Annotated in this window: 10 protein-coding genes, 1 tRNA gene and 1 pseudogene; 6 read left to right on the top strand and 6 right to left on the bottom strand. The window is 65.9% G+C overall.

The window, feature by feature from the left end; translation table 11 throughout:
* Window positions 1-221: 221 nt before the first annotated feature.
* The 4 genes from clpX to OXS49_RS06745 form a co-directional block, all read right to left on the bottom strand.
* On the bottom strand, window positions 222-1,493 hold the full coding sequence (gene clpX / locus OXS49_RS06760; protein WP_243918200.1) for an ATP-dependent Clp protease ATP-binding subunit ClpX: 1,272 nt from the start codon (window positions 1,491-1,493) through the stop codon (window positions 222-224).
* 185 nt (window positions 1,494-1,678) lie between these two features.
* Window positions 1,679-2,305 carry an ATP-dependent Clp protease proteolytic subunit gene (locus tag OXS49_RS06755; RefSeq protein ID WP_243918202.1) on the bottom strand — a complete coding sequence of 209 codons (627 nt, stop codon included), beginning with the start codon at window positions 2,303-2,305 and terminating at the stop codon, window positions 1,679-1,681.
* Between the two features lie 125 nt (window positions 2,306-2,430).
* On the bottom strand, window positions 2,431-3,852 hold the full coding sequence (gene tig / locus OXS49_RS06750; protein WP_267422941.1) for a trigger factor: 1,422 nt from the start codon (window positions 3,850-3,852) through the stop codon (window positions 2,431-2,433).
* A gap of 133 nt (window positions 3,853-3,985) precedes the next feature.
* A tRNA-Leu gene (locus OXS49_RS06745) sits at window positions 3,986-4,070 on the bottom strand.
* A gap of 147 nt (window positions 4,071-4,217) precedes the next feature.
* Here OXS49_RS06745 and OXS49_RS06740 point away from each other — a divergent pair.
* Entirely contained in the window at window positions 4,218-5,687 is a 1,470-nt protein-coding gene (locus OXS49_RS06740; RefSeq protein ID WP_267422940.1) for a multicopper oxidase family protein, read from the top strand.
* A gap of 16 nt (window positions 5,688-5,703) precedes the next feature.
* Here OXS49_RS06740 and OXS49_RS06735 read toward each other — a convergent pair.
* A pseudogene (locus OXS49_RS06735) lies at window positions 5,704-7,165 on the bottom strand (NAD(P)H-hydrate dehydratase).
* Between the two features lie 193 nt (window positions 7,166-7,358).
* Here OXS49_RS06735 and OXS49_RS06730 point away from each other — a divergent pair.
* Both OXS49_RS06730 and OXS49_RS06725 read left to right on the top strand, forming a co-directional pair.
* Window positions 7,359-7,697 (top strand): P-II family nitrogen regulator, encoded by a 339-nt coding sequence (locus OXS49_RS06730; RefSeq protein ID WP_003600526.1) that lies wholly within the window; start codon window positions 7,359-7,361, stop codon window positions 7,695-7,697.
* 172 nt (window positions 7,698-7,869) lie between these two features.
* A complete protein-coding gene (locus OXS49_RS06725) occupies window positions 7,870-8,049 on the top strand; it encodes a DUF2735 domain-containing protein (protein WP_267422939.1) in 180 nt (59 codons plus the stop codon).
* A 167-nt stretch (window positions 8,050-8,216) separates the two neighbouring features.
* Here the strand turns inward: OXS49_RS06725 and OXS49_RS06720 are convergent, their stop codons facing one another.
* Window positions 8,217-9,251: a glutamine synthetase beta-grasp domain-containing protein gene (locus OXS49_RS06720; protein WP_243998755.1), complete on the bottom strand. Its 1,035-nt coding sequence runs from the start codon at window positions 9,249-9,251 to the stop codon at window positions 8,217-8,219.
* Between the two features lie 337 nt (window positions 9,252-9,588).
* Here OXS49_RS06720 and glnA point away from each other — a divergent pair, with 337 nt between their 5' ends.
* The 3 genes from glnA (at window position 9,589) to OXS49_RS06705 (ending at window position 12,087) form a co-directional block, all read left to right on the top strand.
* On the top strand, window positions 9,589-10,998 hold the full coding sequence (gene glnA / locus OXS49_RS06715) for a type I glutamate--ammonia ligase (protein WP_243998753.1): 1,410 nt from the start codon (window positions 9,589-9,591) through the stop codon (window positions 10,996-10,998).
* A gap of 159 nt (window positions 10,999-11,157) precedes the next feature.
* Window positions 11,158-11,793 (top strand): RNase A-like domain-containing protein, encoded by a 636-nt coding sequence (locus tag OXS49_RS06710; protein WP_267422937.1) that lies wholly within the window; start codon window positions 11,158-11,160, stop codon window positions 11,791-11,793.
* 120 nt (window positions 11,794-11,913) lie between these two features.
* Window positions 11,914-12,087 carry a hypothetical protein gene (locus OXS49_RS06705; RefSeq protein WP_267422936.1) on the top strand — a complete coding sequence of 58 codons (174 nt, stop codon included), beginning with the start codon at window positions 11,914-11,916 and terminating at the stop codon, window positions 12,085-12,087.
* The last annotated feature ends 45 nt before the right edge of the window (window positions 12,088-12,132 follow it).

Below are 12,132 nucleotides of genomic sequence, written 5' to 3'. Positions count from 1 at the left end.
TCGTCGCCTCCATGCACGGAGCGCGCCTACAGCCAGGGGCCGACCGGGCCGCGAGGGTCGGGGCTTTTTGGGACTTTGCGGCTGGTAACGCGGACCGCGCCTCGAAGGAGCGAGCGGCCACCGCGCTGAGCCTGAAGTGGCTGCGGGGAAGCGCGTTTTCAAGGCTATCCCCGCAGCGCGCCCGGCCGGAGCCGGGCGCTTAATGCAACCCTACCAAGCGCTTACGCGCTGACGCTGGCGGGTGCGTCCTTGTTGCGGTCGCCGTGGATGTAGAGCGGGCGCGACTTCCCCTCGACCACCTCGGGGCCGATCACGACCTGCTCCACGGACTCGAGGCCCGGCAGGTCGTACATCGTGTCGAGCAGGATCGTCTCCAGGATGGAGCGCAGGCCGCGGGCGCCGGTCTTGCGCTCGATCGCCTTGCGGGCGACGAGCGACAGGGCGTCGTCCTGGAAGGTCAGGTCCACGTTCTCCATCTCGAACAGACGCTGGTACTGCTTGACCAGGGCGTTCTTCGGCTCCTGCAGGATCTTCTTCAGCGCGGCCTCGTCGAGGTCCTCGAGCGTCGCCAGGACCGGCAGACGGCCGACGAACTCGGGGATGAGGCCGAACTTCAGCAGATCCTCGGGCTCGACCGAGCGGAAGATCTCGCCGGTGCGGCGGTCGTCCGGGGCCTGCACGGTCGCGCCGAAGCCAATCGAGGTGCCCTTGCCGCGCTGGGAGATGATCCGCTCCAGCCCCGCGAAGGCGCCGCCGCAGATGAACAGGATGTTGGTGGTGTCGACCTGCAGGAATTCCTGCTGCGGGTGCTTACGCCCCCCTTGCGGAGGAACCGACGCGACCGTGCCCTCCATGATCTTCAGGAGTGCCTGCTGCACGCCCTCGCCCGACACGTCGCGGGTGATCGACGGGTTGTCGGACTTGCGCGAGATCTTGTCGATCTCGTCGATGTAGACGATGCCGCGCTGCGCCCGCTCGACGTTGTAGTCCGAGGCCTGGAGCAGCTTGAGGATGATGTTCTCGACGTCCTCACCGACATAGCCGGCCTCGGTGAGGGTCGTGGCGTCCGCCATCGTGAACGGTACGTCGAGGATCCGGGCGAGCGTCTGCGCGAGCAGCGTCTTGCCGGAACCGGTCGGCCCGATCAGCATGATGTTGGACTTGGCCAGCTCGACGTCGTTGTGCTTCGTCGCGTGGGCCAGCCGCTTGTAGTGGTTGTGGACCGCGACCGAGAGGACCTTCTTGGCGAAGTCCTGGCCGATGACGTAATCGTCGAGGACGCGGCGGATTTCCTTCGGGGTCGGTACGCCGTCGCGGCTCTTCACCAGCGAGGATTTCGACTCCTCGCGGATGATGTCCATGCACAGCTCCACGCACTCGTCGCAGATGAACACCGTCGGGCCGGCGATCAGCTTGCGGACCTCGTGCTGGCTCTTCCCGCAGAACGAGCAATACAGCGTGCTCTTGGAGTCGGTGCCGCCAGTCTTGCTCATATCGGTCTCCGGATTCCTCGCGTCCGCGGCCGGCTAGGGGCGAACGCGCGACTTATGAATGTAGGGGGCCCGTTTAAAGAAACAGTGTGCTGTGCGTCTTTGACCGAAGGGCCCAATCTCGGATGCAAACACGCTGCCGCGGCGGGATCAAGGCCGCGCCGCGGCTCTAGGGGAACGCGTTACGCTCAGGCAGCCGCCGGCTCGGGGCGCTTCTCGATCACCTCGTCGATGAGCCCGAACTCCTTGGCCGCGTCGGCGGTCATGAAGTTGTCGCGCTCCAACGCGGTGTGGATGGCGTCGTACTCACGCCCGGTGTGCTTGACGTAGATCTCGTTCAGGCGCCGCTTCAGCGCCTCGATCTCGCGGGCGTGGATCAGGATGTCGGTCGCCTGACCCTGGAAGCCGCCGGACGGCTGGTGAACCATGATCCGGGCGTTCGGCAGGGCGAAACGGTGGCCGGGCTCACCGGCGGTGAGCAGGAGCGAGCCCATCGAGGCGGCCTGGCCGACACAGAGCGTCGTGACCGGGCAGCGGATGAACTGCATCGTGTCGTAGATCGACAGGCCGGAGGTGACCACGCCGCCGGGGGAATTGATGTAGAAGGAAATTTCCTTCTTCGGATTCTCCGCCTCGAGGAACAGGAGCTGCGCCACAATCAGCGAAGCGCCGTAATCCTCCACGGGCCCGGTCAGGAAGATGATCCGCTCGCGCAGCAGGCGGGAGTAGATGTCGAAGGCGCGCTCGCCGCGGCTCGATTGCTCGACGACCATCGGCACGAGCGCGTTGTTGTAGACGTCGATCGGATCTCTCATCTCGTCCTGCCCAGAGTGAGGCCCGGGGCTGCCGCGAATCAGGGCAGCCCCGGACATGTCAGCGAACACCGGCGATGCTTAACCATCGCCTAATTCTTGCCCGCCGTCCTCGGACAGGGCGGGTCTCAGTCGGCCTTGGGCTCGGTCTTCGATTCGACCTTGGCCCCGGCCTCGTCTGCCGGCTTGTCGCCGGTCGTGTCGTCGTCATCATCGTCTGCGAAAAGCGCCTCTTTCGAGACGGGCTCCTCGACGAGTTTGACCTGCCCGAGGACGTGGTCAACCACCTTTTCCTCGAACAGGGGCGCGCGGAGTTCCGCGAGCGCCTGCGCATTCTTCCGGTAGAAGTCCCAGACCTGCTGCTCCTGGCCCGGGAACTGCCGGACCCGGGCGATGAGGGCTTGGTTCACCTCGTCATCCGAGACCTTGATATCGGCGCTCTCGCCGACCTGCGCAAGCACGAGACCGAGACGGACGCGCCGTTCCGCGATCTTGCGGTACTCGGCCTGGGCCTTCTCCTCGGTGGTGTCCTCGTCCGCGAAGGTCTTGCCCCGGGTCTTGAGGTCCTGCTCGACCTGAGCCCACACGGCGGCGAATTCCTGCGCCACCAGGGAGGGGGGCAGCTCGAAGGCGTACTTCGCGTCGAGCGCGTCGAGGAGGTCCTTCTTGAGGCGGCGGCGCGAAGCCGTCTCGTAGTCCCGCCCGATCGCCTCCGACACGGCCTCCCGGAGCTTCTCCAGCGACTCCATGCCCATGGTCTTGGCGAACTCGTCGTCGACCTTGGCCTCGCCCGGGGCCTGGATCTTCATGACGGTCACGTCGAACTCGGCATCCTTGCCGGCGAGCTGCTCGGCTCCGTACTCGGCCGGGAAAGTTGCCTTCACGACGCGCTTGTCGCCGACCTTGGCGCCGACCAGCTGCTCCTCGAAGCCCGGGATGAACGAGCCCGAGCCGAGCTCGAGGTCGATGCCCTCGCCCTTGCCGCCCTGGAACTCCTCGCCGTCGATCCGGCCGACGAAGTCGATCGTGGCACGGTCGCCGGTCTGAGCCTCGGCGCCCTCCTCCCGATCGGCGAACGGACGGCCCTGGCCGGCCATGCGCTCCAGCGCCTCGTCGACCTCCGTGTCGGAGGGCTTGGCGACCTGCTTGGTGAGGCTGACGTCGGACAGATCGGCGAGCTCGAAGCTCGGCATCACCTCAAGCGCCACCTTGAAAGCGAGGTCGCCCTTGGCGTCGAGCGCCTTCTCGACCTCGGCCTGATCGGTCGGGAACTCGACCTGCGGCTCGAGCGCGAGCTTGAGGCCGTTATCGGTCACGATCTTGCGGTTGGCCTCGTTGACGGCGTTCTGCACCACCTCGGCCATCACGGAGCGGCCGTAGACCTTGCGCAGGTGCGCGACCGGCACCTTGCCCGGGCGGAAGCCCTTCAGCTGCACCTTGTCCTTCATGCCGGACAGCTCTGTGGTCAGGCGCTCCTCGAGTTCCTGGGCGGCCAGATGAACCTGAAACTCGCGCTTCAGACCCTGGGCGTTGATCTCGGTCACCTGCATCGTCGTCGTCGCTCTTCAAAAAAACCTGGGTTCGCCGACCGGGCCGGCGTCGTGCTCGCGCGGACCGGGATGCCGAGATGTCGGGTGACGGGATCGGGGCGGTCCGCTGGGACCACACCTACAGGAAAGGTCCTGGTGCGGGCGGAGGGGCTCGAACCCCCACGTCTTGCGACACTGGAACCTAAATCCAGCGCGTCTACCAGTTCCGCCACGCCCGCGCGCGCCGACATCCGGCGCATCGCCGGCCGCCGGAAGCGGGCCCTATAGCATGGGCCGACGGGGCCGCAGCAAAAAACTTGTCCTGTGGCGCCCGGGCCGCCGCACCGCTATGGAGCGGGTCCGTCGCGAAAAGCAGCCGAGACTTCATGCCGCCACCCCGCCCCGTGCCGCCGGCCGATTCGCAGGCCGGCGCCCCGTCGCGAAGGACCCTGCTGGCGGCCGTTGCCGCCTTCGGGCTCGCGCCCGAACCGGGGCAGGCCCAGACCCCTGCACCTGCGCCCGCCGCACCCGGGGCGGCCCAGGCGGAGCCCCCTGCCCTGCCGGCGGCCCCTGGGACGGCGCGGTTCCGGCCGAAGCCCGCGCCGGAGACACCAATCTGGTGCTTCGACGGCAAGGCACAGCCCCCGACCGTCCGGGTGAAGCTCGGCCAGGCGGTGCGCCTGAAGGTCGAGAACCGGACCGACAAGCCCCTGTCGCTGCACTGGCACGGGGTCCGCATCGTCAACGCCATGGACGGCGTGGGCGGCGTGACCCAGGCGCCGATCCCGCCCGGCGGCGACTTCCTCTATGCATTCACGCCGCCCGACGCCGGCTCCTTCCTGATCCGCCCCTTGGTGGTCGGCGGCGCGAGCGAGCCCTCCGGCCGCGGGCTCGCCGGCATGCTGGTCGTCGAAGAGACGAACCCGCCCGCGATCGATGCCGACGTCGCCGTCATCCTGCAGGATTGGCGGCTCCAGGACGACGGGACGCTGATGCCGTTCGGGCAGGTACCGCTCGCGGCGAGCAACGGGCGGCTCGGCAACCTCGTCACGGTCAACGGCAAGCCGGTGCCCGATACCTTCGAGGCGCGCCCCGGCGCCCGGGTCCGCCTGCGGCTGGGCAATGCCTGCAACGCCCGGGCGACGCGCATCAAGTTCGAGGGCGTGAAGGTCTACGTGGCGGCAGTCGACGGGCAGCCGACCGACACGTTCGAGCCGCTGCGGGCCACCCTGCCCTTCCCGCCCGGCACTCGCTACGACTTGATGGTCGACCTGCCGGACAATGAGGGCGCCACCTGCGAGATCCAGGCGCTGATCGGCAAAGGTCTGACGCTGGCGAGCGTCACCGCGAAGGGCCCCCGGATCACCGAGAAGCGGCCGCCGATCGGCCCGATCGGCGAGAACAAGCGGCTGCCGGCCGAGGTCAAGCTTCAGAACGCCTTGCGCCGCGACGTGGTCATCACCGGCGGCGCCTTCGTGCCGAAAGACAAGAAGGACGGGGCCAGCCCCGATCCGGTCTTTACCGGCGACCCGCAGAAGATCTGGTCGGTGAACGGGATCAGCGGCACCACCGGCCTCCCGCCGATCTTCACGGTGAAGCGCGGCCAGGTCGTGGTGCTGGCCCTGCGCAACGAGACCGCCTTTCCGCAGGCGCTCCACCTGCACGGGCACTGCTTCCGCCTGCTGCACCCCCTGGATGACGGTTGGGAGCCCTACTGGCTCGACACGTTCCAGTTGCTGGAGGGCCGCACCGCACGGATCGGCTTCCTGGCCGACAATCCCGGCCGGTGGCTGATCAGCGCCACGGTGCTGGAGCGGTTCGACACCGGCCTCTGGACGTGCTTCGACGTCACGTAGCGCCGGTTCTTCGCGATCAATCCGCCGAACCGGCCACGACTTCGAGATCGCGCAACACCGCGGGCATCAGCTCCGGAATGTCCTCGGCGATCAGCCCCGGCCCGTGACGCAGGCCGGCATCCCCGTGGAGCCAGACGGCGGCGGCGGCGGCCTCGAACGGCTCCATGCCTTGCGCCATCAGGCCGGCGATCAAACCAGCCAGGACATCGCCCGACCCGGCGGTCCCGAGATAGGGGCTGCCATGATCGTTGATCGCCGCCCGCCCATCCGGGCTGGCGATGACGGTGTCGGCGCCCTTAAAGACCACCACGGCGCCGGTGAGGGATGCAGCGGCGCGGGCCCGGGCGACCTTGTCGGCCCCCTCGGCCATGGCTGGCGTGCCTTCGAACAGCCGCGCGAACTCGCCGGCATGCGGTGTCAGCACGGCCCGCGCCGCACCGTCCTCCAGATGCGCGGCAAGGAGCCGCGCCTGACCGGAAAAGCTCGTCAGCGCGTCGGCATCGAGGACGAGGCCGCGTCCCGCCGAGGCCGCCACCGCGACACGCTCCCGGGTCGGCTCACCGGCGCCGAGACCGGGGCCGGCCAGCACCACGTTGAGACGCTCGTCGGTGAGCAGGTCATCAAGGTCGTCGGCGGTCTCGCAGGATCGCAGCATGATCGCCGTGAGGTGGGCGGCGTTCTCGGCCAGCGCCCCGGGCGGCGAGGCGATCGTCACGAGGCCGGCCCCGATCCGCAGGGCGCCTCGGGCGGCCAGCCGGGCGGCGCCGGTCTTCGTGGCAGGGCCGGATAGCACCAGGGCATGGCCACGGGTATATTTGTGGCTGGCTCCGGTGAGCCGTGGAAACGCCGTCGCCCACAGATCGGGCCCGTTCCGGTCGAGCGGTGCCCTGCAGGCGGCCAGACCCGCCTCCAGGGCCGCCGGTCCCGTGCCGATATCCGCAACGTTCAGCGGCCCGCACAGGCTTCGCCCCGGCTGCAGCAGATGGCCCGGCTTGAGCGTCACGAACGTCACGGTCTCGGTCGCCCGGATCGCCGCACCGCGGACGGCTCCGGTATCGCCGTCGATGCCGCTCGGAATGTCGACGGCGAGAACGGGATGTCCGCCCGCGTTCACGGCCTCGACCAGCGCGCGGGCATCACCGTCGAGGTCCCGCGACAGACCCGCGCCGAACAGCGCATCGATCACAAGATCGCAGGGCGGGAGTTCCCCGGAGAAAACTGGTCCGACCGGCCCGGTCCATGACCCCGCCGCCAGGGCGACATCGCCCGTCAGCGCCCCGCGATCACCGAGCAGCCGCAGATCGACCGCGTAGCCGTGCTCGGCCAGTAGGCGCGCGGCCACGAAGCCGTCGCCGCCGTTGTTGCCGGGCCCGCACAGGACGAGGGCGCGCCCCCCCGTCGGCAGCCGAGCCCGGGATCCCGCCGGCGATGGCCACGGCATCGACCTGTCTCATGGCCGCGACCGTCAGCAACCGCATGTGAGCCTCCTGTTTGCCCGTGCGTCGACCAGACTTGGCGAAAAGCGCGCCAGAAAACCAGAAAACGCCCGCATGATGTGCGATAGTCGCACAGAGATTGGGCATTCTCGTTGGGCATGCCGTCAAATCGGCATGGCGAACCCGTCACGGGGATGTTAGAAATACTCCGCATCGTAGCGCGGGCCCGGGCGGCATGAAGAAGATCGAAGCGATCATCAAGCCTTTCAAGCTCGACGAGGTGAAGGAGGCGCTCCAGGAGGTCGGCCTCCAGGGCATCACCGTCATCGAGGCGAAGGGTTTCGGCCGCCAGAAGGGCCACACGGAGCTCTATCGGGGCGCCGAATACGTGGTCGACTTCCTGCCGAAGGTGAAGCTCGAGATCGTCCTGTCGGACGCGCTGGTCGAGGGCGCCGTGGAGGCGATCCGCAAGTCGGCCCAGACCGGCCGGATCGGCGACGGTAAGATCTTCGTGTCGACCATCGAGGAAGCGATCCGCATCCGTACCGGCGAGACCGGGACCGACGCGATCTGACGGCAGCCGGCGTGCACATCCGGAGCCGCCGCTCCCGATCTGCCTAAGAATGCACCCTGCGCGAATGTCCGGCATTGGCGCGCTTCGCCCTGGAGCGCAGCCGCCGACACCCCACATCCCTGGGAACGGCCGGTACGATCGGTCGCTCGAATCCCGTGCAGGAGGATGTGCAATGGCCGATACGGACCTACGCGAGACGGCCCAGATCTATAATCTGACCGCTTTCCGCCGCGCCCGCGCGACGCCGCGGGCGATCGTAGCGACGAAGCCCGCGGCGGTGCCGAGCGTAGGCGGCGGCGCGTGGTATCATGACGCCGCGATCCGTGAGGACGAGCGTCCGCGCCGGTCCTGAGCCATCCGCTCCCCGCACAGCAGGTGACGCGTCCCACCGATTCACGGTGCATGCTCGACGGCATCGCTTTGTTTTTTTCTCCTCTGTCCGTTCCCCTGCAGGGTTCAGAAACGGCAAAGCCGGACCCGAGGGCCCGGCTTCATTGACGATATGGTCGGCCCCGCGTCTTACGCGGCTGCAGCGGCCTCGGTTGGTACGGAAGCGACGGTCTTCAGCACCTGCGAGGCGATCTGGTAGGGGTCGCCCTGAGAGTTCGGACGGCGGTCCTCAAGGTAGCCCTTGTAGCCGTTGTTGACGAACGAGTGCGGCACGCGGATCGAGGCGCCGCGGTCGGCCACGCCGTACGTGAACTCGTTGATCGATGCGGTCTCGTGCTTGCCGGTCAGGCGCATGTGGTTGTCCGGACCGTAGACGGCAATGTGCTCCTCACGGGCGCTCTTGAACGCCTCCATGAGCTTCTCGAAATACGCCTTCCCGCCATGCTCCCGGAGGAACGAGGTCGAGAAGTTGCAGTGCATGCCCGAGCCGTTCCAGTCGGTGTCACCGAGCGGCTTGCAATGGTACTCGACGTCGATGCCGTACTTCTCGCACAGGCGCTGCAGCAAGTAGCGGGCCATCCACATCTCGTCGGCGGCCTTCTTGGAGCCCTTGCCGAAGATCTGGAATTCCCACTGGCCCTTGGCCACCTCGGCGTTGATGCCCTCGTGGTTGATGCCGGCATCGAGGCAAAGGTCGAGGTGCTCCTCGACGATCTGGCGGGCGACATCGCCGACGTTCGAATAGCCGACGCCGGTGTAGTACGGGCCCTGCGGGGCCGGGTAGCCGGAGGACGGGAAGCCGAGCGGGCGGCCGTCCTTGTACAGGAAGTACTCCTGCTCGAAGCCGAACCAGGCGCCGGCATCGTCCAGGATGGTGGCGCGTTTGTTGGACGCGTGCGGGGTCGTGCCATCCGGCATCATCACTTCGCACATCACCAGCACGCCGTTCTTCCGGGCCGGATCAGGGAAGTGGCGCACGGGCTTGAGCATGCAGTCGGAGCTGCCGCCCTCGGCCTGCTTCGTGGAGGAGCCATCGAAGCCCCACATCGGGAGCTGCTCGAGGGTCGGGAAGCTGTCAAATTCCTTGATCTGCGTCTTACCACGGAGATTCGGGGTCGGCGCGTACCCGTCGAGCCATATGTACTCGAGCTTATATTTGGTCATTCCGGTTCTCTCGTCCGTATCGATGCGCGACCGGGGTACCCCTGGGCAACGCGAACGGCTTGCCGCCTCTCCGACGGCCGCCGTCGCGGAAGCATGGGTCGTGCCAAACGAACGACCACGCGCTGCGGGCACCGCCTTTGACGTCGGTCCTTGCGTTCACGGACTCGAGAGCGCGCCAACATCGTACTCGATCGTCCCACCGCCGAGCCGATTCCCGCACCCTGCGGGTGGCAACACGCGCCCGTGACGGATATCAAGCGCCGCTCGCTGGTGCCGCCCGACTGAGAGCGGGTGCGTCGCGAGCGTGTTTCCGAGCGATCCCTGGAGGATGCCCACGATGACCACTGCGGCCGAGGTGCTGAAGACGATCCGGGACAACGACGTGCGCTACGTGGACTTCCGGTTCACCGATCCGCGCGGCAAGTGGCAGCACGTCACGTTCGACGTGTCGCTCATCGACGAGGAGATCTTCGACGAGGGCACCATGTTCGACGGCTCCTCGATCGCCGGCTGGAAGGCGATCAACGAGTCCGACATGCTGCTCATGCCGGACCCAGCCACCGCCACCCTGGACCCGTTCTTCTCGGCCGCGACCCTGTCAATCGTCTGCGACGTGCTGGAGCCGGCCACCGGCGAGCCCTACGCCCGCGATCCCCGCGGCACCGCCAAGCGCGCCGAGGCCTACCTGCAGCAGACCGGCATCGGCGACACGATCTATGTCGGCCCCGAGGCCGAATTCTTCGTGTTCGACGACGTGAAGTTTGCCGCCGACCCGTACCGCACCGGCTTCGAGCTCGACTCGACCGAGCTGCCGACCAACGGCTTCACCGACTACGAGGGCGGCAACCTCGGCCACCGGGTCCAGACCAAGGGCGGCTACTTCCCGGTCCCGCCGCAGGATTCGGCGCAGGACATGCGCGGCGAGATGCTGGCCGCCATGCAGTCGATGGGCGTGAAGGTCGAGAAGCACCATCACGAGGTGGCCTCGGCCCAGCACGAGCTCGGCATGAAGTTCGACACGCTGACGCTGCTCGCCGACCACATGCAGATCTACAAGTACTGCATCCACAACGTCGCGCAGAGCTACGGCAAGTCGGCGACCTTCATGCCCAAGCCCGTCTACGGCGACAACGGCTCTGGCATGCACGTCCACCAGTCGATCTGGAAGGACGGCCAGCCGGTCTTTGCCGGCGACAAGTATGCCGGCCTGTCGCAGGAATGCCTCTGGTACATCGGCGGCATCATTCGCCACGCCAAGGCGCTCAACGCCTTCACCAACCCGTCGACCAACTCGTACAAGCGTCTGGTGCCGGGCTACGAGGCACCGGTGCTGCTCGCCTACTCGGCGCGCAACCGCTCGGCCTCCTGCCGTATCCCGTGGACCAAGAGCCCGAAGGCCAAGCGCGTGGAAGTCCGCTTCCCCGATCCGATGGCGAACCCCTACCTCGCCTTCTCGGCGCTGCTGATGGCCGGCCTCGACGGCATCCGCAACAAGATCGACCCGGGTCCGGCCATGGACAAGGACCTCTACGAGCTGCCCCCACGGGAGCTGAAGAAGATCCCGACCGTGTGCGGCTCGCTCCGCGAGGCGCTGACCAGCCTCGACAAGGACCGGGCCTTCCTCAAGGAGGGCGGCGTGTTCTCGGACGACCAGATCGACTCGTTCATCGAGCTGAAGATGGCCGAGGTGCTGCGCTACGAGATGACCCCGCACCCGATCGAGTTCGTGCAGTACTACTCGCTGTGATGTGACGGGGCCGGGCGCGATGCCCGGCTCCGCCTCAAAGTCCGATAGATCAGCACGCAACCTATCGCTGCCCGAGTCCGCAACGGAACAAAATATGAACATCCTTGACAAATAAGATAATTAGCCTAATATGAGCGGGTGCAGCTGGCGGGGTGCTCCATGCTCTTTGATGAAATTGTCGTTCAGCGAACGAGATGGCACCTCGCGGCTCTCAAAGTGGAGCTGAAGCTATTTCGTCTCAAACTCACTGTCAGCGCCTACAATCCCGGTCAGCCACGGGTGCCTGCTGGACGTCGAGATGGTGGACAATGGACGGATGAGGATCGTCTCGGAGGTCGTGGAGCGAATGATGACGCGCGCCTTATCTTCGTAGGAGATGCAGACGATCAGCGGTACAGAGTTGATCTTCTGGCTGAAGAGGGAAGAAGACACGCGATAAGAGAGCATGTCGGGAAGTCTGATACCGAATTGTTTGAGCGTGTTCAAAAATCACAGTGGCGCTCATTGGTAGCCAATGGAGGCATGAGAAGAAACGGCGGCTTTGAATCGTTAGAAACCGCGAATAATCTCGTAAATCAAGCCATTGAAACCAATAAAGCGGCGGTCGATCGAGTTGCATCGGGCGAAGACGATCGTAAATTTATAAGAAAGATGTTTGATTATAAAACTGGCAGAGAAGCTTATAGCACCGACGAAGGTGCCGTATATATGCGCGACACATATAGTGCTGGAGTTGAACTGAGGCACGATCCCCGTTCACCAGCGGGTTTTTTATTCGAACAGCTTATCCTCTAACGGAGGGGGACTAAAATCGAGTTATCTGCAGAATTCCGAGCATTCACTTCGCAATTATATCAAGATATTTTAGATGACGTGTCTAGTGTAGACGAAATGATTGACACGGTTTTGTCCCCGATGAAAGACAAGGGCGATCGTCAGAAGCTCGGAATTTTTATCGACATGATCACGCGAGAAGATATATCTGATGTTGAATTGCGAAAGCTGTGGTGGACATCACCCGCTGATATTGCTTTCTACGATGGCGCCGAACTAAGAGCCTTCCTCAAACGGGTGCGGGACAGACTATAGAGCCCGGCCCGGCGATCGGCAGAGGATCGATAAGGCAACGAACTA

This window comes from Methylobacterium sp. GC_Met_2 (assembly GCF_026540795.1).
Taxonomy (GTDB): Bacteria; Pseudomonadota; Alphaproteobacteria; order Rhizobiales; family Beijerinckiaceae; genus Methylobacterium.
This window is presented reverse-complemented; position numbering and strand designations above follow the sequence as displayed.

Excerpts from the sequence above, each read along its gene's own strand:
- OXS49_RS06710 (WP_267422937.1), top strand. The coding sequence starts at position 11,158 with ATGCTCTTTGATGAAATTGTCGTTCAGCGAACGAGATGGCACCTCGCG.
- glnA (WP_243998753.1), top strand. The coding sequence starts at position 9,589 with ATGACCACTGCGGCCGAGGTGCTGAAGACGATCCGGGACAACGACGTG.
- clpX (WP_243918200.1), bottom strand. The coding sequence starts at position 1,493 with ATGAGCAAGACTGGCGGCACCGACTCCAAGAGCACGCTGTATTGCTCG.
- OXS49_RS06725 (WP_267422939.1), top strand. The coding sequence starts at position 7,870 with ATGGCCGATACGGACCTACGCGAGACGGCCCAGATCTATAATCTGACC.
- tig (WP_267422941.1), bottom strand. The coding sequence starts at position 3,852 with ATGCAGGTGACCGAGATCAACGCCCAGGGTCTGAAGCGCGAGTTTCAG.
- OXS49_RS06740 (WP_267422940.1), top strand. The coding sequence starts at position 4,218 with ATGCCGCCACCCCGCCCCGTGCCGCCGGCCGATTCGCAGGCCGGCGCC.
- OXS49_RS06720 (WP_243998755.1), bottom strand. The coding sequence starts at position 9,251 with ATGACCAAATATAAGCTCGAGTACATATGGCTCGACGGGTACGCGCCG.
- OXS49_RS06705 (WP_267422936.1), top strand. The coding sequence starts at position 11,914 with ATGAAAGACAAGGGCGATCGTCAGAAGCTCGGAATTTTTATCGACATG.
- OXS49_RS06730 (WP_003600526.1), top strand. The coding sequence starts at position 7,359 with ATGAAGAAGATCGAAGCGATCATCAAGCCTTTCAAGCTCGACGAGGTG.
- OXS49_RS06755 (WP_243918202.1), bottom strand. The coding sequence starts at position 2,305 with ATGAGAGATCCGATCGACGTCTACAACAACGCGCTCGTGCCGATGGTC.